Source organism: Gemmatimonadetes bacterium SCN 70-22 (assembly GCA_001724275.1).
Taxonomy (GTDB): Bacteria; Gemmatimonadota; Gemmatimonadetes; order Gemmatimonadales; family Gemmatimonadaceae; genus SCN-70-22.
Window position 1 is genome coordinate 1 of sequence record MEDZ01000001.1, and the last position, 23,053, is coordinate 23,053.

Here is a 23,053-nt window from a genome sequence, read left to right on the forward strand (position 1 = left end):
GACAGTCGCACCGTCGCAGGTGGCTCTGGCAACTCCGCTGAACACGTGAGGAGCTAACCCACGCCAACATCGGAGGCCAGCCCAGTCATACTTTCTAGGTTGCTCCCGAAGGAGGTTGCGCGGTGCGTCCATTGCATCGACTCCGTTCCATCGGCGTGTCGTCGCTTCTCTGGGGCGGCGCATGGGCCGTCACGTACACAGCAGTCGAGTTAGTCGCTTTGCTCGGAACCACCCCCAGAGGGTCGGTAACGACGCAGCTCGCCGACGTGCTTCCGCGTGTCGCCGCATCGGGCGCAGCCTGGGGCTTGGTCGCGGGTGCAGCGTTCGGTGTCGTGTTCGGTTGGATGCAGCGCGGTCGACACCATGCTCACCTGTCGCGAGGCAAGGCGGCTCTCTGGGGTGCCGTCGCTGGATCCGCCGTACCCGCGCTCGCGCTACTGAACGCCCTGTCGCGGGCAGAGGGACCGATCTCATTCCGATGGGGAGCGGCGGCGCTTGTACCTTGCCTTGGCGCACTCTCCGCCGCAGCCGCCGTGCACCTGGCTACTCGTACTTCCCGCTCCTCTCCCGATCCAGACGTCCTCTCTACATCCCTGCGTCCCGAACTGTCCGCCGGCCTTGCGCCATTGTCCGATCTGGCGGCGGGCGCGTCAGAACGACAACCCACGACGCGACCGCCCGCAACCTAACTCTAGTTGGAGCAGACGGCCGGGCCGTTGTACGCTCGCTGCGCTCGCTCTATTCAGTTCGGCTGCAGGTGAACCCGGACGTTATACGCATCCGAGACGGTCGCTCGCGCGGTTGCGGTCTGTATATGATTGGCATATACTTAGACCATGCTCGACCTCGCCGCCCTCCTCGCTAACGCTGAAGGCGTTGAGTGGGATGCCGGGAACACCGAGAAGAACGTCCTCAGCCATGGCGTCAGCCAGGGCGAGGCCGAGGAGATGTTCTTCGTCGCCCCGCTCGTCCTCCTCGAAGACGACAAGCATTCGGCCAGCGAGCGCCGCTTCCTCGTGTTCGGCCCGACCGGTTCCGGGCGGCTCCTCACGGCCGCCTTCACCGTGCGCCGCAAGCTCATCCGCATCATCTCCGTCCGCGACATGAGTCGCCTGGAGCGTCGCCGCTATGCCCAAGCCCGCTAAGAAGCTCAAGACCATCCCGAAGTTCCGCTCCGACGAGGAGGCGGGCGCGTTCTGGATGTCCCACGACGCGGCTGAATATCTCGATCTGAGCAAGGCGCAGCCGGTTCGCTTCGCCAAGCTGCGGCCGTCGACGGCCACGATCTCGCTCCGACTCCCGCAGGCGATGCTCGAAGAGCTCCGGGTGCTCGCCAACGAGCGCGACGTGCCCTATCAGAGCCTGCTCAAGGTCTATCTCGCAGAGCGGATCGCCCAAGAGCGGAAGGCGGCTCGCACGCGTCGGCGCGCGAGCGTATAGCATCGCATGAAGCAGTCGGACGATCTACAGTTCGCTCGCTCTATTCCGTTCGACCGCAGCTGACGCTCAACGTTCGACGGACCAAGTTGGCAGCTGTCGCGTGGCACCAGGTCGAGTGCAGGCCCATGCCACCCGACTGCTCCCATGGTCCTACTCCGAGTGAAGCGTGTCATCAGTAGCCTGATCGATGGATCCCTAGGTGGGACCGGGCAGGACCACCGGGATGCGAGTTAGTGAGATGCTCTCACCGCGGTCGCCGGCCGCAGGATACAGCGATGCCGCGCGCCGCGCCTCAACATGTCCACGCTACTCACAAGCAGTTGCCATCGCCGGGCATGCAGGTCCGCAGGAGCTGAAAATGCCCGTCATCGGTCGCCCTATCCAGCACAAGCACCGCGTCACCCCGACTGTCCATCACCTCCATGGTCGAAGGCAGCGCCAGCCGAAATTGTGGCCGCAGCTCGCGGTCGATGAGGAGCCACGTCGCGGTCGTGTCGACATCGGATGACGCGAGGCGAAGCCAGAAGTCGCCGTCGGCAGTCCCGACAGCCTGCTCCGCACAGGGTTGAGCGCGTCCGGAAGGCGTCCGCTCCATCGCCATTCGGACCTTACGGCGCGTTATGGAATCCGCCATGGCGTCGACGATGCGCGCGCGAGCGCGAGCAAGAGCGACGGGACGTGCCAGTTCGTGCTGCACGACGCGACGTTTCACCGGAATGTCGTGAGTTCGGTAAACCGTTACGCTGCAAGTCGCCGCATCTATGACGTGCAGCGCACTTCCAGCGCCAGCCGCTAATGCGCGATTCCCTAGGGGCAGCGGGAAAAACACGCCCAGTCGAGTGTCAAAGACCATCTGCGTTATTGACCACGTTCCCAGTAGCGACACGCTGCCATCGGAGGTGCGGACTGCGTAGACTCTCTGGTCGACCGTGTAGACGCCATCACCCGGCACCTCAGGCGGATCATTGACAAACAGAAGTGTTCGGTCCGACGCGCATGCGACAAGTTCACCACCGAGGACCCGCGGCGGCACCGCGATTATCGCGCGCAGTTCGAGTTGCGGAGTCACAAATGTCACGCGTCCGTTGGCAAAGTCCTGTGCAACAACCTCGGCCTCGCCGCAACGTCTGATACGATGCAGAGATCGGAACTCCCCTGGTCCATCGCCGGGCCTACCGAGCTCGCGTACCTTGCCGACGTCTGTGTCGATCGCGACCAAGGCCGCCGAGCCATACGAACCAGTCACAACCGTACTCCCACTCACGAGCACCGCTCCTACGGAAAGGGCCTCGCTGCCAACGCCCGTACCCTGCGCTGATGTGTCATTCCAAGACACGTACCAACGACGTTCAGTTACGTCGCCTGGTACCGGTGACGCACCGTAATCCGTCTTGTCAGCGTCAGCGCATGCGATCGCCAAGCCGCACGCTACGGTGAAGAACCACCGACTCGGTGGGCAGCGGTGCCACGCAAGTGGGGCGTGATGTGAAACCAAACGCCACTCCTACTGGAACGCTCGCCGATGCGTACCACCTCCACAGATCTGATTCGCTGCGAAGATACATGAGCCATCCGCACAGGCGTCGTTCGCGCGAAGGGTCGGCGTACCGTTCGCGGAGGGAGCAATTCGCATCGGCAGAAGGAGGCTGAGTCCCACCGCTGCCAGCCATAGGCCTTTGCTCATCGCTCTACTCCTTGCGTTACAGGGTTGACATTCCACAGCCGGTCGGGTGACACAGTATAGGCGGATAGAAGGGGAGTCAAGCAAACCCTGCTATGCAGCACTGCCTATAGCCCACTGCAACCGCCGGCGGGCTGCGCTACACTCCTGCGAGCCTGCCGCGACAGATCGCTTGGACCGTAGTAGCGTGCCGGACCGTCGAACTGGCGCCGCAACAGACCAACGATCTATTGTGTGCTCGCTGCGCTCGCACTATTCCCCTCGTTGGCAGTTGCGCTTGGACGTTGAGGCTGTAGGATAGGCCCCGTTCGAAGGCCGACGGTCGCGCGATGAGCGCTACAGCGATTGGCGGAGCGGATAGAGCAGGGCGTGGCGCCAACGCATGCGCCCCACGGTGCCTTCCCGGCGTCGGCGGGTGCGGCGCCCGCCCGTTAGGCGGCGTACCCTGCGTGGGCCAGCTTCTCGATGTTGTGGACCAGGCAGAACAACGTCCACTGCCCATCCACCTTCGCGCGGCCGCGCCGCGTGAAGCGCGCGAGCCCCTTGTTGTGGCGCAGGTTCGCGAAGACCGGCTCCACGGTCGCGAAGCGGCGGCCGTACTGCGCCCGGCCCTCCGCCGCGTCGATCCGGCGTTGCATCTGCCGGGTGTAGCTCTCCGGGCGCCCCAGCGCGGGGCCGTCGAAGAACATCACCTGCCGCGACGCCGTGCGGTCGGGCGTGCGCAGGCACCGCGCCCGATGCGTACAGGGCACGCAGTCGCGCTTGGCCCCCCGGAACTGCGTACCACGATAGCCCCGGATGACGAGGTTCTTCCCCTTCGATAGAGTGACTTTCCCGCGGGGCACACGCAGGTGCGCGCGACGGGATCGTAGGCGAAGTCCTGGGGCTGGTACAGCGGCAGGCGCGCCGGCGTCCGCGACTTGTCGTGCAGCGGGTTGGGGGCCCTGCTGATGGCGGGCCTGCGTCGCGAAGCGCTCGTCCCGCGCCCGCATCCCGTTGTCCGCAATCAACGCGGGACGGCCCTGCGCCGCGAGGGCGCGGAGGTTCGCTTCACTATGGTAGCCGGCATCCGCGGTGATCACCGTCGTGGCGATCGCGTGTGGGGCGAGGGCGGCGACCACGGGCAGCGGCAACACCTGCTCCGTTCCGGTGCCATGCGCCTGCGCGTCCACGATGATCTGCGCCCTCGCATCCACCGCCGCGACGGCCGTGTAGCCCTGCACGACGCCCTTGCCGGTGGCCATCTTCGCACTGTCTGGATCGGTGCGATTGCTGAGGCGCACGGCGCCTTGAGCGCTGCGCCGGTCGTCGGGATGCGCGGCGAGCCACGCCCGCAGCTGCGCCGCGTCGCGCTCAAGGCGCGCCAGGCGCTCGGCGTCCCGCGTCCGCCGTGACGGCGGGGGCCGTCCGGGGGGTCGGGCGGCCCGTCCTCCGTGGCGTCGATCGCCTGATGCCGGGTGAGCATGCGCGCCGCGGCGGCCTCCAGCTTCTCCGCCTGCCGCTCGAAGTGGGCGCGCTTGCCGCTGCGCCGCTTCGACGCATTGCTCGGGAGCTTCACCTCATCGATGGCGAACATCTCGCGGCCGATCAGTCCCTGCTGGTCGCAGACCGCCAAGACGGCGGCGAAGACGTGCGCGATGTCCGGGCCCTGGCCGCTGACGAACGCGGCGATCGTCGTGAAGTGCGGGGTGCGCGTTCCACAGAGGGCAATGAAGGTCACGTGGTCCTCGCACAGCCGGGCGATCGCCCGGCTTCTCACGATCCCGCGCGCGTAGGCGCAGAGCACCACCTTGAGCAGCACCGCCGGGGGATACGCGGGGGCGCCAGTCGTGTCGTTCCGGAAGCGGCCGTCGAAGCGCGACAGGCCGATGGCATGGTCGAGCAGGTGGTCGACCGCGTGCTCGAAGGTGCCGAGGAGGAGCTGGGCCGCCAGGTTTACCGGCAGCAGGCGCGGGTTGGTGTCGATCAGCTTGTAGCGGGCCATGGGCTCTCGACGGCAGCGGGGGATTGCCACAGATTCGCTGCCGAGGACACCCGCCGTGTCGCCCGAAGTTCCGTGTCCACAGCGCAGGCAGCGACGGGGTTTTCCTACAGCTTCGTTAGGCAGCCACTAGACGGATGCTGCTTAGCGGGCCCAGCTTTTGATTGGCGTGAGAGGGCGAGGCCCGATGCCACATGCCAGACTCGTCTGTGAGAATTGAACCGCCCCGGGTTTCGTGGAGGCTGGGTTAGTTGAGTCCTACCGCCCCGGAGTGGCGGGTGAGGGTCTCGTGATACATCGCCTCGAACTCCGCGGGGGGAACATAGCACAGCGGTTCCAGCAAGCGCTGCGTGTTGAACCACGCGACCCACGCGAGCGTCGCGAACTCCACGTCGTCAAAGCTGCGCCATGGGCCGCGCCGGCGGATGACCTCCGTCTTGTACCAGCCGATCACCGACTCGGCCAACGCGTTGTCGTACGCGTCGCCGACGCTCCCGACCGAGGGAGCCGACCCGGCCTCCGCCAGGCGCTCGGTGTAGCGCATGGAGACATATTGCGAGCCGCGGTCGGAGTGCACGACGAGTGCGCCCGGCGCGCCCTCGAGCACGCGGTCGTAGAGCGCCTGCTCGAGCGCATCGAGCACGAGCGCCGTCTTCATGGTGGTGTGCGCCCGCCAGCCGACGATCCGCCGCGAGAAGACATCGATGACGACCGCGACGTACACCATCCCGCGCCACGTGGCGACGTACGTGAAGTCCGCGACCCAGAGCTGGTTGGGGCGCTCGGCAACGAAGGCGCGCTGCACCAGATCGCGCGTGTCGTCCACGGTGGGATCCGGACGCGTCGGCTGCCCGCGGCGGCCCCGTACGACCCCCTGCAGCCCCTCCACGGCCATCAGACGGGCCACGGTGCAGCGTGCGACGGTGTGGCCGTCCCGCCGGAGCGCGTGCCAGACCTTCCGCACGCCGTACACGCCGTGATTGTCCTGCCACACGCGGCGGATCTGCTCGCGCCATACATCGTCGCGCTGCGCGCGCGCGGAACGCCGCGTCGGATCCTGCTGTCGTGCGCGATACGCCCGATAGCCCGACGGCGCGATCTCCAGCACTGCGCAGATCGGCGCGACGCCGTAGGTGTCCCGCTCCGCCTCGATGCACGCGTACATCGTCGCGTACGACGCGGCTACTTCGTCAGGCGGTCGAGCTCCGCCGCAGCGAAACACGCGCTCGCCTTGCGGAGGATCTCATTCGCGCGTTTCAGCTCGCGGTTCTCACGCTCCAGGGCCTGGAGCCGTTCCGTGTCCGCCCGCGTCCGCCCGCGTCGGACCGGGGCGCTCGCCGACCTCGCGCTCCCCTTCCCGCACCCAGCGGTGCAACGTCTCGCTCGTGCACCCCAGCTTCGGGGCCATCGCCTCAATCGCCGCCCACTGCGAGCGATGCTGCGCCGTCTGCTCCCGGACCAGCCGGATCGCGCGCTCGCGCCCCTCAGGACTGAACCGCTGTTGCCGCTTCGATGTGCGCATGGCTCCAATCTCTCACAGAGTGGAGCCTCCAGTAATCCCGGGGCGGTTCAGTCCGGCCGGCGCGCTCGTTCCACCGCCGCGCAAGCCACCCAGTGCTCGCGCCGCGGGGACGCCGCATCCGCGCCCACGCCCGAATGAGCATTGGCAACCGCGGGCTCCCGCGTTGCGCGGAGGCGTTCTCAGGCTGGCGCTCGACTTCTTGGACAACCTGGCGGACGTTATTCGAGCCGCCGCTCGACGTTGAGGGCGTGCGGTGCTGGGGCCCGCTCGACGAGCAGCCTGCCCAATTCGAGTTAGGCATCGCTTCCAGCCAGCGGGGCGCGGCGCTGCACCAGCAGCGCGGAAGGTCCGGTAACCGCCGATGCCGCTTGAACTTGACGCGCCGCTGCTGGCACCGTAGCGTCAGGGTATGAGCATCCTCGACCGGATCAGCCTCGATCCCGCCATTCGCTTCGGCAAGCCCTGCGTCCGCGGCACCCGCATCTCAGTGGGCGACGTCCTGGGCTATCTGGCCTCGGGCATGACCGAAGCGCAGGTCATCGCTGATTTCCCGGACCTCGTGCACGAGGACATCCTCGCGTGTCTTGCCTTCGCGGCCGAGCGTGAGCGCCGCATCATGCCCGTCCCCGCCGCCTGACGGTCTCGCGCATGGCGCCCCGCCTGTTGTTCGACGAGAACCTGGCGGCGCGCCTGGTCGGACTCCTGCAGGCCGGGTATCCCGGCTCGGTCCATGTCCGTGACGCGATCGGACCTGCCGCCACCGATGAGCAGATCTGGGAATACGCGCGAGCGTCCGCGTTGGTGATCGTCTCGAAGGACGAGGACGTCCAGCGGTTCAGCGTGTGGCGGGGCTTTCCACCCAAGGTGATCTGGATCCAGCTCGGCAACTGCTCGACCGACGACGTCGCGCGACTCCTGCGCGATACCCAGACGTTGATCGCCGACTTCGTCGTCCACCCGGACGCGGCGTTCCTGCCCTTACGCGCCCGCGGTGCTTAACATGTGCTGCAGCAGACAGCGGAGTCATTGTACGCTCGCTTCGCTCGCTCTATACCGTTCCGCTGCAATTGAGCTCTGACGTTAGCGAGTCCACCGCCACTTTCGATTTCGCATGGCCGACACGTCCGCTTACACGACCGCACGCAGGGGCGAACGCATAGCGCTCCTGGCGCTGCTGCTGCTTACCGTTGGCGCCGCGGCGCTCGCGGCTCTCGAGTGGCTGCAGGCGCCCCGCCCCCGCGAGGTCTCGGGCGCGTTTCTCATTCTCTTGTTTGGCCTGCTCCTCCAGGCCGTCGCGCCCTTTCTGACGAGTCGGCGATTGCGACTCGCCGCCGCCGTCGGCTCCGTCGCGGCGCTACTCGGCTACTTGGTCGCTCGCTAACACACGCCGCAGCAGACAGCGGATCGGTTGTACGCACGCTGCGCTCGCTCTATATCCTGATGCTGACACTGTCTGGCACTCCGGAGGGCGACCAGTTGGCACGCGGTGTTCGAGCCGCGCGAATCAACGAGAACCGGCGCACCCTCACCACCGTCGCTGCCTCACCCTAGACCGAGGCCGCGCTCGGGCGTAGTGGCTGACGAAAGCGTCGCGTGCACGCTCATGTCGACGGTCCATGCGCAACGCGCACGCCATCGGCGCGGCGGGAATCGGACGCCCTCTGGCGATGATGCCGACCACTTGGGGAAGCGTACCCGGTGGTCGGCTTCTCGCGTTCGTGCACCAGCCGGGGTAGACTGTGTTTCACGCGGGCCGCGGATCGTCCGTTTGAGCGACGTGGGCGTGCATTCGGTCCCGAGTCAACAAGTGCGTCCTTCCACGAGTGATGCATCCAATGGCGCGCCGTGCACCGTCCGGCACCAGCTCGTCGGCTTGTATCCGGCTACGCATCCTCTGCTCAGACAAGCTAGGACGGCAAGGAATGCGTGAAGTCGCCTGATCGTCAGTCCTCGCGCTCGCTGTGTTCTGCCCGCGCCTGCCGCCCAGCATGCGCTGCAGCAGACCGCCGAGCTATTGTGTGCTCGCCCCTATTCCCTTCGGCGCCTGCTGAGCTAAGACGTTAGCCTTCGCGGCAAAGCCCCGTGCGTTCCACTGGCACACGAACCGCCTGCGGCCCAGCGGCAGAGGATTGTCAACGATGAAGGAGGACCAATGAGGCTGGTTTCGCTGCTAGTCACGCTCGTCGGCTCTGCGCTGGTTGCTGGAGACGCGGCCGCACAGGTGCCATCGCTTCCTGAAGGTGCTCGGACGCGCTGGGTTGTGGGTCAACCGTATGAGATTGTCGCGTACGTCACTTTCGATCTCACCACAGTGCAGCACCGACTTCCACCTTCATTGCGATTCATCACGCTGAAAGAGCTGGCCATAACCGGTGTTCGCTGGGCGACGGACTACCTAGCCGAACATCCCACGCACGACCACTGGGGCATTTCATTTCTCGAAATCGTTCGAATGGGAGTATTCTCGATTGACGGGCGAGCCCCGCAGTGGCCAATGCACGGAGCGGCGGCGCTGTGGTTCGCCCGGGTCGCGCCATCGATGCCGGCGACGGACCTTGGACCCGGGCGCCCGTTTCTGGCCTTGGAGTTCTGGATGCCCGATAGTGCATACGTCTCCTACATGCGCGGCAGGGGCCACTACGCCACGTACGGCGACGTCAAGCTCTTTCAAGAGTCCGACTCAAGTTGGCGGGGGTCGGTGACCATCGCTGGGCTGACAATCGTCGCCGAATGCCTGCCGACCGGGCCAGTTACGGGGGGAGCGGGATCTGCCGGAATGCAAGCTTTCTTCCCACCACTCTCGTCCTCTGTGAATAGCGTTGTCCGCGTGGCGTTCGCTGGACACCGAGAACAGGATTGTGGGGGTGCCTCGGTGTGGCGTCTTCGTGGCACTCACCCGCTCGCCAGCGGCGTTGTGCTACGACCATCGCTCTTCCAATTTGGTTACGACCTCGTGGGTGGTGCGTACGCGAGGTGATCCGTAGTCGAGCGACAGATTCGCTGCTCGGGCGCGTCGCCGACCAGCGACGAGTAGGTCCAGCGCGCAGACTAACACACAATTGCAGTTGCCAGCCGCTCTAGCGAGCGCGCGCTGACTGTACTTCGGCGGCCACTACATTCTGGGCGTTAGGTGAACCCACACATTGGTGCCGCTCATGCTTCGCTCCACGACCTCGTCACTCGCGGCCTTGCATTGGCGACCGGCGCGTCAGCGTGTCGCCCTCGCCCATCGGGTCATCCTGCTCTGGCTAACGCTGTTCGTCGGGGACTGTCTCGAAGCACAGGTGCCAACCCGCGCGGCCGCCCGTGCCGGAGTCGTGGCGGGACCGCGTGAGGTAACATGGGCGTCGCCGGCGCGCCGCCCGCCATCGGAGCCGGTGTCGTGCGTCGGCCCCCGCAGCAAGCGCGTGATACTGTGGACTGCAGCGGGCGTCGCCCTCGGATGGGGTGTGTTTCTCGCCAGAGGAGGGCTCGTCGACACCGTTGGCGGCGAGGCCTACCGACAAGAACGCAACAACCACCTTGCGACGGGTGCCGCCCTTGGGGCAGCCTTTGGGTTGTGGCGTGCACGCCGTGCAGTCTGTGCGCCAGGCGCGGACACTCACGCCTCCTAACACATGGTTGCCTCTGTCCGCCGTGCTAAGGAGGTGGCTTCGCCACGATGGCTGTAATCCGGCTGCAGATGAACCCAAACGTTGGGCCGCAGCCCGACGGTTGCGGGGCCGCTAGCCACGCTTGACGTGATCACGCGCGGCGTTACTGTTCGCGACGATGGTCTCGTTCCGGGATGCCGATACGGAGGCACTCGCCAGCGGCCGCGGGACCCGGCGCGTCACGAACATCGCCACCGTGGCGCGACGCAAGTTGCGCCAACTGGAGATCGACGGGCGACGCGATGACCTCCGCGTGCCGCCGGGGAATCGCCTGAAGCCTTGAAGGGGGATCGCGCCGGCCAACACAGCATCCGCATCAACGGTCAGTACCGCGTCCGTCTCCGCTGGACTGCCAGCGGCCCGGCGGCCGTCGAGAGCGTCGACTATCACTATGCCGAGTCCGCCGATGACCGCGCTCAAGCCCGTCACGCCTGGGGAGCTCCTGCTCGAGGAGTTCATCGTGCCGATGCAGCTCTCCCAGTACCGCCTCGCCAAGGAGATCGGCGTTCCGGCCCAGCGCATCGGCGAGATCATCGCCGGCCGGCGGGCGAAGGCGCTCGCGCCCGTGCTCCGACGCATCAAGCCGTGGGCTGGCAGCGCCGCGTAGGCGCGCAGGCTCGGCCAAACATGGGGTTGCACCAGACAGCCGAGCTAGGGTGTGCTCGCTGCAATCGCACGATGCGATTCGGCTGCTGGTGAACCCGCAGGTTCGACACATGGAGCCGGAGTCCGAGAAATGATCGCACTCAACGTGCTGCATGCCCTACTTGGCGCGAGTATTTCGCTGGTAATCGTCAGTAAGCCGGGTGCGCTCCGCGCAGACGCGGCCATCCATCGGCGCACGACGCGTTGCTCGTGCATTCCCAACGGTAGCACCACAGAAGCGTTGCGGGCGGCAAGCATCGTCGTCCACGGCACCGTGTTGAGCATCCGCTCAGAGGCGCCGCTCTCGTATCGACGCATCGTCTCAGTCGCGATCCACGCTCAATGGAAGCCCACCGCTGCATTCGACACGCTCGAAGTCGCAACTGGCCGAGGGGGCGGGGACTGTGGGTACCCCTTCGCGGTCGGCACGGCATATCTAATCTACGCCTACCAACCCGAAAGCCGCGAACGGCCCGTGACCGGCATCTGCAGTCGCACGAAGTTGTACACCGAGGCACTCGAGGACGTTCGAGACCTTGGACGTCCGATCCGCCACCCCACGAGGTAGTGTCTACCGTGAATTGCAGCATACGGCGGCGTTAGGTAACCACCCAACGGAGGCGGCAATCGTGAGCCGAGTGGCGCTTCTTGCAATCATGCTTTCTCTCGGCGCGTGCCGCGGCCGTGACGACACACCTGCCTCCCGCGGTGCGCTCCCGGCCGTACCGCGCGTCGCTCGAGCGTTTGTGGGAGACTGGCTCCGTGTGGCCCCCCAGCGGCTGCGCGGCGATACCCTCCGCTTACGCGCAGACTCAACCGCGGATGGCATCATCCCGTGGCCGCCCGATCGCCTCGCCCGCGTCTCCCGTTGGAAGCTCCGGTTCGGATCCAAGGACCCCGTTGACGCGCGCGGCGACTGGCGCGAGGGATTCACCGACGGTGGCGAGGCGGACTGCGTCATGCGCGATAATGCTGCCTGTATCAGCATGCCCCTCCTCTGCTTGGGAGCAGCCGTCGAAGTGATGTGCAACGCGTTCGTGGTGACATCGGATTCCCTTCTGCTTGCTGACGGCCAGCGGTTCCGTCGCGTACCAGCGCGGCTTGCCAGCGGCTCGTTCTCGCGATCGCCGAGCGCGTCCTCGACTGCGGCGTGCGATCGATGCTGCTGTTCGGGGGCGCCAGACGCGCCGCGAATCGCTTCTACGAGCATCTCGGGGCCGTGCGGTTGCTCTCGGCCACCGGCGAGTTCCACGTCGGCTATGGCTGGCCGGACCTCGCAGCGCTGACTGCCCGCGTTCGCCGGCAGGCGCCATATCGCCGCTTGCTGCCGATGAACGCGCCAAGGATGCAGTTGTGGGGCGCCTGCCTTGCGTGCATGGGACGGCCTGGCGGCCGCGCCACAACCCCGTCTTATTGAAGCGTTCACAGCAGAAGAACGCGTTAGCCGTCCCCTCCCACGTTCGCGCTGGATATTTCAGTCATGAGCCACCCGACTTCGCGCTGGCAGATCATCCAGGCCCTCCTGGCCATTGTCGGCACCGGTCTCGCCTTTGCGTTTCTTCAGGCTGGCGCCTTCCGCGATGTCGGGATCGACACCTTGCGCCGTATGGTGACGCCCGACGGCCTCCGCGCCGCCCTGCTCGGTGCAACTGTCACCGCCGTGCTCCTCGCCCCGGTGCTCCTGTGGCAGCGGCATCGCAATCGGCGGAGGGCCGTCTAACCACCGCCTGACGCCGCCGAGCGGCGGCCGACGGATTGGGCCGCTGTGACATGACGTGCCGCGGCCCGCAGCTTGGGCGGAGCCGTTGGCCTGACAAGGGAACCCCGAGCGTGCGATGCGCTATATCGGAGAGTGGGAGCTGATTCCTGAACTGTCGCTCTACGCGTGCGGCGTTCCCCCGGCCACCGGGCGCTACACCATCGCGCACGACCACCACGGATACCTCGCCCTCGAAGTCCGCTGGCGCATGCTCGGTGACTCCGAGGACCGGAGCACCCGCTTTGGCGGCAGGAACGACGGATCCCGGGTTACCCTTCCGCCTTCGGACGGCGGCCCTGACGCGTTCTCGCTGACCCACGTGGATGACCGCACGTTGGACAGCGCGGCCTTCCGGGATACCACGCGACTCGCCTACGCGCGCCGTGTGGTGTCGGACGATGGAACGCTCCTGGCGGTGGTCCAGGAGTCCATCGCACCCGACAGCGCGCCCGTGCGCAACTTCCAGCTGTATAGGCGCGCCGCACGCTGACGACGTCTCCCTCGACGAGTCGCTCGATGCACGTTCCTCGGCTCACGGCCATCGCCTGCGTGCTGCTCGGCCCGCTCGCAGCACGGGCCCAGGCGCGACCGGTGTGTCCTCCGCCAGCTCGCTCGCATTCCCGGGTGGTCGTGATGCCGGCGGCGTCACCACGGGACTCGCTCGTCTTGCGAGTCCGCCGCCTGGATACCGGCGATCCGCTTCCGGCAGAGGCCCGCCTCAATGCCCACTCCTGGCACCGCACCGATTCCACGGGCACGCTCGTGCTCGCGCTACCGGGCACGCGCCACGTCCAGCTCGAGGTGCGCGCCCTCGGCTTCGGTCTTGCTCGTCTCGCGTATCGGCCGGCGCGTGACTCATCTGTCATCGCCATGGCGGTCATGGCGCCGACCACACTGTACTTCGATGAGTTCTGCCGCTGATGCGTACCACGAGCGTGCCCACCCGTGCCGCCCGACACCTGCTGCAACAGACGGCCGATCCCGTGTGCGCTCGCGCCGCTCGCTCCCGTTGCTGCGGCTGCAGCGGATCTATACCGTCATGCGTGCACCAGCCGCGTTCGCATGATGGATAGAGCGCACATCGCCCTCCTGACCCTCGCCCTCTGCGGATGCGGCGACACGTCGCCGAATCAACGCGCGCCAGAGCTTGCGGCGGCTCCGGCGGCAGTGGTGCCCACGGACTCCGCTGCCGACGCGATTTGCCGCGACCTCACGAACAGCTACCGTTGCGCCCAGGCCATCGAGCGTACCCTGCTCACGGCGGCGAACGGGAATGTCGTGCGCACCGGTCGACATCTTCGCATCGCACTCGGACGCGGCGATACCCTCGTGTTCACGGATTCGCTTCCCGACGATCCCGCAGGCACCTGGTTCAGCTACCGGGGACTGATTGCCGCTGTCGGCTATCACCTCATCGAGGTCCAGTACTACGAGGGCGGTCGCTACCTGTTCGTGAACGGCAGGACCGGCTGGATTGGCAGCAGCAATGGCGTCCCCGTCATCGCGCCTGATGGGTCCCGTCTTGCCGCTGGCAACGTCGATTTGGAGGCGGAGTATTCGCCGACCACACTGCAGATCTGGTCAGTGGCGGCCGACAGCCTCATCCTCGAGTTCGACCACGACTTCGTTGCGTCGCCCGTCACTGCCGATTCCGTATGGGGCCCGCGCAACCTCGAATGGCTCAACCCGACCGAGCTCCGTTTCGCACGCGAGTTCTCCCTGGGCGCCACAAACGGCACCGCGCGAGTCGTGCTCGACAGCACTCATTGGCGCATTCTGGTGCCCTGACGCATAACGGCTCTTGGCGCCGACGGCTGCAGGTGCGGAGTGGGTTGAGCGGGGTGTCCGCCAATGCCTGGGTGCAGGCGCGGACGCCCCGCCGAGCCCATCTCCTCTGCCACGACCGAGTGAATGCACCCTGTACGTCTCGATGCGCTACACGGGGCGCCTGGCGGACGCCGGCGGCGCGGCCCGTGGCGCAGCCTTGACGACGAGGCATTCGCGACGCAGGAATGGGGCGCGTGGTTCAACACGCAGCGCTTGCCGGCTCCGCTCGAGCATGTTCCCCCGGCGGAGTACGAGGCACGGTATCACACGCCCCGCCCTCCCGTACCGAGGGCGTGGGACTCGACTGGCCCAGCCGCCACGAAACGGGGGCGGCTCAGCGTGGCGTCGTTGGGTAGATTGTGATGTTGCCGCTCTTGCGGACCGATCGCCCGTCACGCACCATCGACTCCACGCCCCCGCGCGCGCGCGGTGTGCGCTTCGCAGTCACGCTCGCTGTCGGCCCAGAGATCTTCGGGTACGTCGTTGGCCTGCCATGGCCGTACCTCAACATGATGAGCCACGAGACGGGGGCCCACGACACGATGCATGACTTCATTGCGAATACCATCGGGACCGTGGTCGTCGGTTGCATGGGTTGCGGCTACGCGCCGTGCGGTCGCCTCTCGTTCCGCATCGACGCTGTGCGGAGGTCCATGCACCGGCATCCACGCCACTTCCGTCTGCCGGTTCGACGTATGGGAGATCCCGCGTGATGATTGTTCGTCCAGAGTTGCTCGCCCCGCCGGTCGACGTCGCACGCGACCACGTCCTGGGGCCGGCCGACGCCGAGTTGACGCTGGTCGAATACGGCAGCTACACCTCCGCGCCTTGTCATGCGGTCCACGAGGTCGTCGAGATGCTGCGGACGCGGTTCGGCGACCGGATGCGCTATGTGTTCCGGCACCTGCCTGTCGGCGAAGACGAGACCGCGACCCAGGCGGCGGAACTCGCGGAAACGTGGTACGCCACCACCGGGCGGTTCTGGGAGCTTCATGAGGCGTTGATGGAACGGGGGCCGGCGTTCGCCCCCGGGGACCTCGAGCGCATCGCACGCGAATTCGGACTGCCGCCAACCGGCGCCACGACGGCTCCCGCTCGCTCGGCGGCGAGCGCGCGCATACGCGAGGACATCGAGAGCGCACAGCGCAGCGGAGCGCGGGTGACGCCGACATTCTTCATCAACGGGCGCCGCTACTCCGGCCCCTGGGACGAGACCTCGCTCGCCGATGCGATGCTCGGCGCGCTCGGCCACCGCATCCAGGCCGCGGCAGTCAAGTTCGTGCGTTGGGGACCGTCGTCCGGGCTGATGCTGGGACTGGCGACGCTGCTTGCGCTGGCACTCAGCAACTCACCGCTCGCCGCCGCGCTCGCCGACTGGTGGGAGACGCCGTTCGGTCTCCGATGGGGCGCTGATAGCTTCACGTATCCGCTGCGCCATTGGGTGAACCATGGACTGCTGACCGTCTTCTTCTTCGTCGTCGGCCTCGAGATCAAGCGCGAGTTCACCTCTGGCCATCTTGCGACGCTGCGCTCCGGCGCGCTGCCGGTGCTCGCCGCCCTTGGCGGGATCGTGTTGCCGGCGCTCATCTACGCATCCCTTGCCCCGCCGGACCTGCGACACGCGTGGGGTATCCCCATCGGCACCGATACAGCGTTCGCCGTCGCGCTCATCGTACTGCTTGGCGCCCGGGTGCCGGTCGAACTGCGCGTGTTCCTGACGGCAGCGGTCATCATCGACGACATCGTGGCAATCGCCATCATCGCGCTCTTCTACACGGCGGCGATCGACGTCACGAGTCTCGTCGCCGCCGGTGCGCTCACCCTGCTCCTCGTACTGCTCAATCGGGCCGGTGTGTACGCGGTGCTGCCGTACGCGGTGTGCGGCGTCTGCCTCTGGTTCCTCCTGCACCAGTCCGGCCTGCACGCCACGCTCGCGGGCGTGCTCCTCGCGGTGCTCATCCCCGCGCGCCCGCCAGCCAATCTGCAGGCGCTCATGGCGCAGGCTTCGGTCGTGATCAGCCACGAGAGCGTCCGCGCCGCAGAGCCGATGCGCCCCGGTCCCTCCGAACCTGCCCGTCGCGCACTCGACGCGATTCACGCGCGCATCGAGTCACCGGCCGACAAGCTCCTGCGCTCGGTGGAGCCGTGGTCGAGCTATGTCGTGCTACCCATCTTCGCGCTCGCGAACGCCGACATCGCCCTCTCGCTCGGCGTGTTCGATGGGCGCGCTCGCCTGATCTCGGCGGTCACGCTCGGTCTCGTCCTCGGCAAGCCGATCGGGATGATGACGGCCGCATGGCTCGCGGTGCGCACTGGCATCGCCGAAAAGCCCGACGCCTATTCCTGGCGCCAGCTGATCGGCGCCGGAGCGCTCGGCGGCATCGGCTTCACCATGTCCATCTTCATCGCTGGCGTCGCCTTCCCCGACCTGGGTGACTACGCTGCCGCAAAGGTCGCGATTCTCCTGGCCTCGCTCACCGCTGGGGCGCTCGGTACGCTCATTCTCTGGCGTCGCACAGAATGAACGATGGCGCGTGGCGTCGCCACGCGCTTGTGCCTGATTCTCCGGCCGGCCAACCCGGGCGTTGAGCATACAGCACGGAGGCGCGCCTCCAGATGGATAGGCGGCCTTCGGTTACGACCTCCTGCAACCATGGAGAATCTCCGATGACCAAGGTGACACCGTTCCTGATGTTCAACGACCAGCTCGACGCGGCCATGCAGTTCTACACCGCCACCTTTCCGGACTCCGCGATCAGGAACGTCGCCCGCACCGGCGAGGACGGCCCCATCACCTCCGCTGAGTTCGTCGTTGGTGGCCAAGTCTTCATGGGCTACAACGGTGGCCCGCATTTCACGTTCTCCGAAGGCTTGTCGCTCTACGTCGACTGCGTGGACCAGGCCGAAGTCGACGAGTATTGGGACAAGCTGGTGAAGGCTGGGGCGACGCCGACGGCGTGTGGCTGGATCAAGGATCCGTTCGGCCTCTCGTGGCAGATTGTCCCGCGGCGATTCGTGGAGCTGATCCGCGACAAGGATGCCAGCAAGGTCAAGGCTGTGATGGAGGCCATGATGACGATGGTGAAGCTCGACGTAGCGGCCCTCGAGAGAGCCTACGACGAGGCGTAGGCGAGAAGTTCGTCCAACTGCTCGAACTGCTCGGCTGCCCCGCTCGTCCCCGTGCTCCCTGTGGCGATGGCGTCGTCGAGGGCTTGCTTGGAAGGATAGAGTTCGGTCAGGACGAGGAGCGTCTTGCCGTCCGCCTCCTCGAAGGTCACGGTGGAAAGCGGACCATCGGCGCCCTCCTCGTTCGTCCAGGCGATGCGCGAGTAGGGCGTGACCTCGACATACCGGCCGAAGAACGCCATCGGCTGCTCGAAGTCGGGGTGACTGAAGACGAAGCGGTACGTCCCCCCCGTACGAACATCGGCTTCGCAGGACACGAACGAGATGCCAAACGACTTCGGCGTCCACCAGCGCGTGATCAATTCGGGCCTGGTCCAGGCCTCGAACACGATGCGCGCGGATGCGTTGAAGCTGCGCGTGACGACCAGCTCACGCTCCGACCTTCGTTCTACTGTCGTGGGATTGTTCATGGGGGGGGTGATGAAGGATGGACTCACTGTCGCCTGCTCCGTGCATCGGCTCGTTCCATCCGTTGCAGTTCCTCAACGACCTTGTCCAACTCGTCGAAGCGCGCCTGCCAGAGCTGGCGGTAGCGTTCGATCCACGCCGCCTCCTCCTCTAGCCGGCGTGGGCCCAGGGTGCAGGTTCGGACGCGGCCGGCCTTTGCCGTGCTGACGAGCCCCGTCTGCTCCAGGACAGCGATGTGTTTCTTCATGCCGGTGAGCGTCATTCGGAACATCCCGGCAAGTTCTGTTACCGAAGCGTCGGCCCGACCGAGGCGCTCCAGAATGCCACGTCGCGTGGGGTCGGAGAGCGCGGCGAACGAGGCGTCGATACGGGCTGGCTGACACTGAACCATATGGTTCACTATATAGCAACGGCCGACGGCACGCAATAGGGCAACCGACGCATCGACCCAGATCGCGGGCGGGAGTGGGCGACACCATGGATCCCGTGCGCTTCCCGGATGGTCTCGCCTACGTGCCTACGTGAGGCGCCCGTTGCAGCGCGTTCCGGGTGCCGTCGCGTACTGCATCCTCGTGACGTGGCGAGCGACGATGCCTAACCCGTTCTTGCAGCGCACCGACGCCCGGCATTACGATTTGACAGGGCGCTGTCGCGACCCGAACCATCGTCCACAACCGGGCGGCCGTGCCGCGCGCTGAAAGGAGTTGACATGGCCAGACTCGTGTTCGGAATGAACCAATCCCTGGACGGCTACGTCGACCATCTGGCGTTTGCGCCAGGCCCCACACTCTTCCGCCACTTCATCGAGGAGGCGCGGGGGCAGGCGGGCAGTGTCTACGGTCGCCGGATGTATGAGATCATGCGGTACTGGGACGACGATCAGCCTGAATGGACCGCGGAGGAACACGTGTTCGCGGCGGCGTGGCGGTCGCAGCCGAAGTGGGTCGTCTCGCGCTCGTTGACGTCGGTCGGGCCCAACGCCAGGCTGGTCGAGCCCGATCTCGAAGCCGCGATCCGCGCGTTGAAGGGCGAGCGCGACGGGGAGATCGAAGTTGCCGGCCCGGACCTGGCACGCACCCTCACCGCCCTTGGCCTGATCGATGAGTATCGCATCTACTTGCACCCCGTCGTGCTCGGCCAGGGCACACCATACTTCGCCGGACCCCGGCCGCGGCTCCGCCTCATGACACATGACCGGATCGACGAGGACGTGATCCGGTTGACCTATGTTCCTGCCCACCCTCACGACCCGCCGGACGGCAATCACCGGTAGAGTGTTCGAGGAACAGCCCCGCCGCGTCCTCACAGCGCTCTCAGCAAGCGGCCGATCTGTCGACCGCGTGCCGCTGACGGCCACGCACTTGTAGTGCGTCCCACACAGGCGCAACTTGTCGAGGGTCTGCAGCAGAAGCTCACGATAGGCCGCGACGTTCGTACATGCCGACCAGCCCAGAGTCAGAGCGCAGCCGGATGCTCCGCGGCGAGGCGTACAATTCCCGAGACCCGGAGCTGCTCGCCCTCGCGCACCGCGCCCGCGCGTTGCTCACCAAGTTCGCCGCGACGCCGTCGGCCGATGGGGTCGGGAGGGCCGAGGTGCTCACAGCCCTCCTCGGCGGCGTCGGGCCGGGCGTCTGGATCGAGCCGCCGTTCTTCTGCGACTATGGCGCGCACGTCTACCTCGGCGCCGACACCTTCGTCAACGTCAACTGCGTATTTCTGGACTCCGCCGAGATCCGGGTGGGCGCCAACGTGCTGATCGGCCCTGGCGTGCAACTCTTGACGGTGACGCACCCGCTACGCGCCCGCGATCGCGTCGCGCCGCCTAATCCGGACGGGCAGGGAGCGCCGTACCGGACCTCTGCTCGGCCGATCACCATCGGCGACCGTGTCTGGCTCGGCGCTGGCACGATCGTACTCCCGGGCGTGACGATCGGGGCGGACGCAACGGTCGGCGCTGGCAGTCTCGTGACCGAGGACGTGCCGCCGAACACGCTCGCCTTTGGCCGCCCCTGCCGCGTGCAGCGAGAGCTGTGATGCGAGGAGCCGCATTGGTGCGTCCGCTGCTCGCACTCGTCCTGCTCGGCTGCTCCACCGCGAGCGAGGTTTGCACGCTCATCGGCTGCGAGAGTGGCGTGCGCCTGCATCTGTCCGCCCTGCCGTCGCAGCCGTTTCGGGTCGAGGTGGGCGTTCCCGGCAGCAACGTCACATACGTCTTCGACTGCACCACCGACGCCGGCCAGTGTCGCCAGGACATCTTCTTCCCCAACCTCATCGCCACGCGCCTCCTCGTGACAGTTCGTGTCGGAGGCCTGTCGCGGCAGACCGAGATCGCGCCTCTGGTCTACGCCCACTCGCGCCCCAATGGACCCAACTGCCCCCCTGATTGCCAGACGGCGGACGTGAGTGCTCCAATTCCCTGAAGCATCCAGGCAGATGCCCCGCCAGGCACACGTTGGAGCTGTCACACCCGTCGAGGAGGTCGACGTGGGGACCATCAATGGCCTCTACCGTGATCGTGAGCGTGGCGCTGGCGCCGACACTGTCGAATGAAGTCGTGTAGCGTCCCGCGCTCGCACTGTCGTTCATTGATTTGCAGCTGTGCGCGGGCGTCAACCGGTGGGAGACACATCGTTGCATAGCGAGCAGCTCGGACGGCGCGCGCTGGTCATCCTGCTCCTCCTCAACGGCGTGATGTTCTTCGTCGAGATCGTCAGCGGGTGGCGTGCCGAATCGATGGGGCTGATCGCCGATGGCCTCGACATGGGCGCCGACGCGGCGGTCTACCTGTTGGCGCTGCTCGCCGTCGGCGCCACGGAGCGCCGGAAGCTCAGCGCGGCGCGTTTCGCGGGGCGGGTGCAACTCGGACTCGCGGTCCTCGCGATCCTCGAGCTCGCGCGACGGGCCATCATGGGCAGCGCCCCGGAGCCACCGGCGATGATCGGGATCTCCCTCGGCGCGCTCGCCGTCAATATCGGGTGCCTCGCCCTCCTGCGCCGTCACCGCAACGGTGAAGTGCATTTGCAGGCCGCCTGGATCTTCTCCGCCACCGATGTCCAGGCCAACCTCGGCGTGGTTCTGGCGGGAGCGCTCGTGGCGCTCCTCGACTCTGCCATTCCCGACCTCGCCATCGGCCTTATGGTCTGCTGGCTGGTGCTCCGGGGCGCCATCCGCATTCGGCGCCGCGTGCGAGCAGCCGAGGGCGCCGACAGGCTCGCGCGCTCCGTGCGCCTTGGCTAGCGACGCTTCCCGCCACCCGATGCGAAGGGTAGAACGGGATGCGCCCGCGCATTCTATTGGAGCACCTGCTGTGGACGCGCTCGTCGGGCAGCATCCCATACTGAGGCGCCGATGCCATTTCCTTCATTTTCATCGCACGCGCTACGTGCCGCAGCCCGCATCGGTATCGCGTTCGTCGTGGTGACCATCCTCGCGTCGGTCATCCGGGTTCGGAGTCAGACCGCACCACCACCGGCACCCCAGCTCGGCCCAGCAGAAGCTGCGAGCATCACCGTGCGGGGCATCGCCTACTGGGGTGATACGACGACGCTCCGACCAACCACCGTGCTCCGCGTACGGTTGCTCGATCTGATGAGCGACGACTCCATTGCCGTCGTCGCCAGCAGCACCCTCGATCTCGCCCGCGTGCGCCAGTCCGTCGCCTGGTCGCTTCGGCTCCCCGTCTCGCAGCGTCACCTCGCCGATGAGGGTTGGCTCGTCGTCTCCATCAGCGATGACCAGCAGCTTCGCTACGTCGGCAGCCAGTCGGCACGTCCGGTCGCCCCACACCCTGCACCGCCGGAGCGGGCAGGGCCGCTGGCAGGGGAGTCCAACTCACCGGCCGGTATTCGCTGGGTACGCCTGCAGAGCAGCGCTTCGGGAGGCGCCTAGTTGCTGCTCGACGCGTCCAGCACTGGGCTTCGGAGCAGGGAGGTCGCATTTCAATCGCCCTGCATGCGTCGGCGTCCTTGGCCTCCCCTGTAGCATGGCTGAGCCGCTCACCCCCAACGCTTGGGCACTCGTGCGCGCCGTCACAGGCAGGGGCGATTGCGGGCGGCCAGGACGGGCTGGGCGAGGAGTCTGCGCCGCCCGTGTCCGATGTTCTGCGGCGGGCCGCCGCCCGATACTGGTTCAGGCGCAACGTCGTCCGCGTCGCTGAAGAGATCTCCCCAAGGCGGGACAAGAGTAGGCCTGCGGTATTCGACCGTTGGGCAAGGCGGATGCGGCGTGCGCGCCTCGTCTGGACGCCCTCCGGAGCACTGCGTACCTTGGCCCGACGGACCGGCCTTCCCATTTCGTGCTCATCGACCGACGAGTTGGCCCGGCCCACAACGCAGCGTCACACTGCACGCTGAACGGCGAAGTGCATGGCTGAAATCACCGAGCAACTCTCTACCGCCCTCGCCGATCGCTATCGCATCGAGCGCCGACTCGGCGAAGGCGGCATGGCCACCGTCTACCTCGCCGAGGACCTGAAGCACGGCCGCAAGGTCGCGCTCAAGGTGTTGCGCCCCGAGCTCGCCGCCGTGCTCGGCGCCGACCGGTTCGTGCAGGAGATCAAGACGACGGCGCAGCTCCAGCACCCGAACATCCTGCCGCTGTACGATAGCGGCCGCACGACAGCAGCACCCGGCGGGAGCATGGAGTTCCTGTATTACGTCATGCCGTACATACAGGGTGAGACGCTCAGGGAGAAGCTCGATCGCGAGCAGCAGCTCGGCATCGACGAGGCGGTGAGCATTGCCACCGAGGTCGCGGACGCGTTGCAGTATGCGCACGAGCAAGGCGTCATTCACCGGGACATCAAGCCCGAGAACATCCTCCTGCGCAACGGTCGCGCGATCGTCGCGGACTTCGGCATTGCGCTCGCGGTGAGCGCTGCGGCGGGCGGCCGGATGACGGAGACGGGCTTGTCGCTGGGCACGCCGCACTACATGTCGCCGGAGCAGGCGAC

General features: G+C 66.8%; 22 protein-coding genes and 4 pseudogenes. 20 read left to right on the forward strand and 6 right to left on the reverse strand.

All coding sequences use genetic code 11. From position 1 onward, the window contains the following. The first annotated feature begins 836 nt into the window (after nucleotides 1-836). Nucleotides 837-1,145, forward strand: a complete 309-nt coding sequence (locus tag ABS52_00005) for a hypothetical protein (GenBank protein ODT05446.1) — start codon at nucleotides 837-839, stop codon at nucleotides 1,143-1,145. Continuing rightward, nucleotides 1,129-1,440: a hypothetical protein gene (locus tag ABS52_00010; GenBank protein ODT05447.1), complete on the forward strand. Its 312-nt coding sequence runs from the start codon at nucleotides 1,129-1,131 to the stop codon at nucleotides 1,438-1,440. Before ABS52_00005 ends, ABS52_00010 begins: the two co-directional genes overlap by 17 nt. A gap of 310 nt (nucleotides 1,441-1,750) precedes the next feature. Here the strand turns inward: ABS52_00010 and ABS52_00015 are convergent, their stop codons facing one another. From ABS52_00015 to ABS52_00030, 4 genes and pseudogenes are all read right to left on the reverse strand, one after another. Continuing rightward, on the reverse strand, nucleotides 1,751-2,041 hold the full coding sequence (locus tag ABS52_00015) for a hypothetical protein (GenBank protein ODT05448.1): 291 nt from the start codon (nucleotides 2,039-2,041) through the stop codon (nucleotides 1,751-1,753). A 1,511-nt stretch (nucleotides 2,042-3,552) separates the two neighbouring features. Beyond that, nucleotides 3,553-5,105 (reverse strand): annotated as a pseudogene (locus ABS52_00020) (transposase). Between the two features lie 244 nt (nucleotides 5,106-5,349). Next, nucleotides 5,350-6,267, reverse strand: coding sequence for a transposase (locus tag ABS52_00025; protein ODT05449.1), 918 nt, complete (start codon nucleotides 6,265-6,267; stop codon nucleotides 5,350-5,352). A 17-nt stretch (nucleotides 6,268-6,284) separates the two neighbouring features. Further along, nucleotides 6,285-6,624, reverse strand: a pseudogene (locus tag ABS52_00030) (transposase). A 409-nt stretch (nucleotides 6,625-7,033) separates the two neighbouring features. Between ABS52_00030 and ABS52_00035 the strand changes: the two are divergent. From ABS52_00035 to ABS52_00090, 12 genes and pseudogenes are all read left to right on the forward strand, one after another. Further along, nucleotides 7,034-7,261 carry a hypothetical protein gene (locus tag ABS52_00035; GenBank protein ID ODT05450.1) on the forward strand — a complete coding sequence of 76 codons (228 nt, stop codon included), beginning with the start codon at nucleotides 7,034-7,036 and terminating at the stop codon, nucleotides 7,259-7,261. 11 nt (nucleotides 7,262-7,272) lie between these two features. Beyond that, nucleotides 7,273-7,623 carry a hypothetical protein gene (locus ABS52_00040; GenBank protein ID ODT05451.1) on the forward strand — a complete coding sequence of 117 codons (351 nt, stop codon included), beginning with the start codon at nucleotides 7,273-7,275 and terminating at the stop codon, nucleotides 7,621-7,623. 112 nt (nucleotides 7,624-7,735) lie between these two features. Then, a complete protein-coding gene (locus tag ABS52_00045; protein ID ODT05452.1) occupies nucleotides 7,736-8,005 on the forward strand; it encodes a hypothetical protein in 270 nt (89 codons plus the stop codon). Nucleotides 8,006-10,683: 2,678 nt separating this feature from the next. Continuing rightward, nucleotides 10,684-10,827 (forward strand): annotated as a pseudogene (locus ABS52_00050) (addiction module antidote protein, HigA family). Nucleotides 10,828-12,081: 1,254 nt separating this feature from the next. Further along, a complete protein-coding gene (locus ABS52_00055; protein ID ODT05453.1) occupies nucleotides 12,082-12,339 on the forward strand; it encodes a hypothetical protein in 258 nt (85 codons plus the stop codon). 63 nt (nucleotides 12,340-12,402) lie between these two features. Continuing rightward, entirely contained in the window at nucleotides 12,403-12,642 is a 240-nt protein-coding gene (locus ABS52_00060) for a hypothetical protein (GenBank protein ID ODT05454.1), read from the forward strand. Between the two features lie 115 nt (nucleotides 12,643-12,757). Further along, nucleotides 12,758-13,171, forward strand: a complete 414-nt coding sequence (locus tag ABS52_00065) for a hypothetical protein (protein ID ODT05455.1) — start codon at nucleotides 12,758-12,760, stop codon at nucleotides 13,169-13,171. A gap of 134 nt (nucleotides 13,172-13,305) precedes the next feature. Beyond that, nucleotides 13,306-13,602 (forward strand): hypothetical protein, encoded by a 297-nt coding sequence (locus ABS52_00070; protein ODT05456.1) that lies wholly within the window; start codon nucleotides 13,306-13,308, stop codon nucleotides 13,600-13,602. 246 nt (nucleotides 13,603-13,848) lie between these two features. Beyond that, nucleotides 13,849-14,469: a hypothetical protein gene (locus ABS52_00075; protein ID ODT05457.1), complete on the forward strand. Its 621-nt coding sequence runs from the start codon at nucleotides 13,849-13,851 to the stop codon at nucleotides 14,467-14,469. Between the two features lie 401 nt (nucleotides 14,470-14,870). Further along, entirely contained in the window at nucleotides 14,871-15,221 is a 351-nt protein-coding gene (locus ABS52_00080; GenBank protein ID ODT05458.1) for a hypothetical protein, read from the forward strand. Beyond that, nucleotides 15,221-17,032 (forward strand): Na+/H+ antiporter NhaA, encoded by a 1,812-nt coding sequence (locus ABS52_00085; protein ODT05459.1) that lies wholly within the window; start codon nucleotides 15,221-15,223, stop codon nucleotides 17,030-17,032. The genes ABS52_00080 and ABS52_00085 overlap by 1 nt, the downstream gene beginning before the upstream one ends. Before the next feature lie 143 nt (nucleotides 17,033-17,175). Next, a complete protein-coding gene (locus ABS52_00090; protein ID ODT05460.1) occupies nucleotides 17,176-17,637 on the forward strand; it encodes a hypothetical protein in 462 nt (153 codons plus the stop codon). On the opposite strand, the gene ABS52_00095 is transcribed toward ABS52_00090, so the two are convergent. Both ABS52_00095 and ABS52_00100 read right to left on the reverse strand, forming a co-directional pair. Continuing rightward, on the reverse strand, nucleotides 17,622-18,104 hold the full coding sequence (locus tag ABS52_00095) for an ATPase (GenBank protein ID ODT05461.1): 483 nt from the start codon (nucleotides 18,102-18,104) through the stop codon (nucleotides 17,622-17,624). The two genes, ABS52_00090 and ABS52_00095, sit on opposite strands and share 16 nt — an antisense overlap. Nucleotides 18,105-18,127: 23 nt before the next feature. Further along, a complete protein-coding gene (locus ABS52_00100) occupies nucleotides 18,128-18,493 on the reverse strand; it encodes a transcriptional regulator (GenBank protein ODT05462.1) in 366 nt (121 codons plus the stop codon). Nucleotides 18,494-18,811: 318 nt separating this feature from the next. Between ABS52_00100 and ABS52_00105 the strand changes: the two genes are divergently transcribed. The 6 genes and pseudogenes from ABS52_00105 to ABS52_00130 all read left to right on the forward strand — a co-directional run bounded on the left by ABS52_00105 (nucleotide 18,812) and on the right by ABS52_00130 (nucleotide 23,053). Further along, entirely contained in the window at nucleotides 18,812-19,375 is a 564-nt protein-coding gene (locus ABS52_00105; protein ODT05463.1) for a deaminase, read from the forward strand. Between the two features lie 164 nt (nucleotides 19,376-19,539). Further along, nucleotides 19,540-20,136: a maltose acetyltransferase gene (locus ABS52_00110; protein ID ODT05464.1), complete on the forward strand. Its 597-nt coding sequence runs from the start codon at nucleotides 19,540-19,542 to the stop codon at nucleotides 20,134-20,136. Next, nucleotides 20,133-20,522 (forward strand): hypothetical protein, encoded by a 390-nt coding sequence (locus tag ABS52_00115; GenBank protein ID ODT05465.1) that lies wholly within the window; start codon nucleotides 20,133-20,135, stop codon nucleotides 20,520-20,522. The genes ABS52_00110 and ABS52_00115 overlap by 4 nt, the downstream gene beginning before the upstream one ends. Nucleotides 20,523-20,718: 196 nt before the next feature. After that, complete coding sequence (locus ABS52_00120) at nucleotides 20,719-21,339, forward strand: hypothetical protein (protein ID ODT05466.1); 621 nt, start codon at nucleotides 20,719-20,721, stop codon at nucleotides 21,337-21,339. Between the two features lie 273 nt (nucleotides 21,340-21,612). Beyond that, nucleotides 21,613-21,990: a hypothetical protein gene (locus tag ABS52_00125; GenBank protein ODT05467.1), complete on the forward strand. Its 378-nt coding sequence runs from the start codon at nucleotides 21,613-21,615 to the stop codon at nucleotides 21,988-21,990. A gap of 476 nt (nucleotides 21,991-22,466) precedes the next feature. Further along, nucleotides 22,467-23,053: pseudogene (locus tag ABS52_00130) on the forward strand (hypothetical protein).

Excerpts from the sequence above, each read along its gene's own strand:
- ABS52_00045 (ODT05452.1), top strand. The coding sequence starts at position 7,736 with ATGGCCGACACGTCCGCTTACACGACCGCACGCAGGGGCGAACGCATA.
- ABS52_00090 (ODT05460.1), top strand. The coding sequence starts at position 17,176 with ATGACCAAGGTGACACCGTTCCTGATGTTCAACGACCAGCTCGACGCG.
- ABS52_00095 (ODT05461.1), bottom strand. The coding sequence starts at position 18,104 with ATGAACAATCCCACGACAGTAGAACGAAGGTCGGAGCGTGAGCTGGTC.
- ABS52_00005 (ODT05446.1), top strand. The coding sequence starts at position 837 with ATGCTCGACCTCGCCGCCCTCCTCGCTAACGCTGAAGGCGTTGAGTGG.
- ABS52_00065 (ODT05455.1), top strand. The coding sequence starts at position 12,758 with ATGCGCTATATCGGAGAGTGGGAGCTGATTCCTGAACTGTCGCTCTAC.
- ABS52_00100 (ODT05462.1), bottom strand. The coding sequence starts at position 18,493 with ATGGTTCAGTGTCAGCCAGCCCGTATCGACGCCTCGTTCGCCGCGCTC.
- ABS52_00105 (ODT05463.1), top strand. The coding sequence starts at position 18,812 with ATGGCCAGACTCGTGTTCGGAATGAACCAATCCCTGGACGGCTACGTC.
- ABS52_00010 (ODT05447.1), top strand. The coding sequence starts at position 1,129 with ATGCCCAAGCCCGCTAAGAAGCTCAAGACCATCCCGAAGTTCCGCTCC.
- ABS52_00025 (ODT05449.1), bottom strand. The coding sequence starts at position 6,267 with ATGTACGCGTGCATCGAGGCGGAGCGGGACACCTACGGCGTCGCGCCG.
- ABS52_00110 (ODT05464.1), top strand. The coding sequence starts at position 19,540 with ATGCCGACCAGCCCAGAGTCAGAGCGCAGCCGGATGCTCCGCGGCGAG.
- ABS52_00040 (ODT05451.1), top strand. The coding sequence starts at position 7,273 with ATGGCGCCCCGCCTGTTGTTCGACGAGAACCTGGCGGCGCGCCTGGTC.
- ABS52_00055 (ODT05453.1), top strand. The coding sequence starts at position 12,082 with ATGCTGCTGTTCGGGGGCGCCAGACGCGCCGCGAATCGCTTCTACGAG.
- ABS52_00015 (ODT05448.1), bottom strand. The coding sequence starts at position 2,041 with ATGGCGATGGAGCGGACGCCTTCCGGACGCGCTCAACCCTGTGCGGAG.
- ABS52_00085 (ODT05459.1), top strand. The coding sequence starts at position 15,221 with ATGATTGTTCGTCCAGAGTTGCTCGCCCCGCCGGTCGACGTCGCACGC.
- ABS52_00080 (ODT05458.1), top strand. The coding sequence starts at position 14,871 with ATGTTGCCGCTCTTGCGGACCGATCGCCCGTCACGCACCATCGACTCC.
- ABS52_00035 (ODT05450.1), top strand. The coding sequence starts at position 7,034 with ATGAGCATCCTCGACCGGATCAGCCTCGATCCCGCCATTCGCTTCGGC.
- ABS52_00060 (ODT05454.1), top strand. The coding sequence starts at position 12,403 with ATGAGCCACCCGACTTCGCGCTGGCAGATCATCCAGGCCCTCCTGGCC.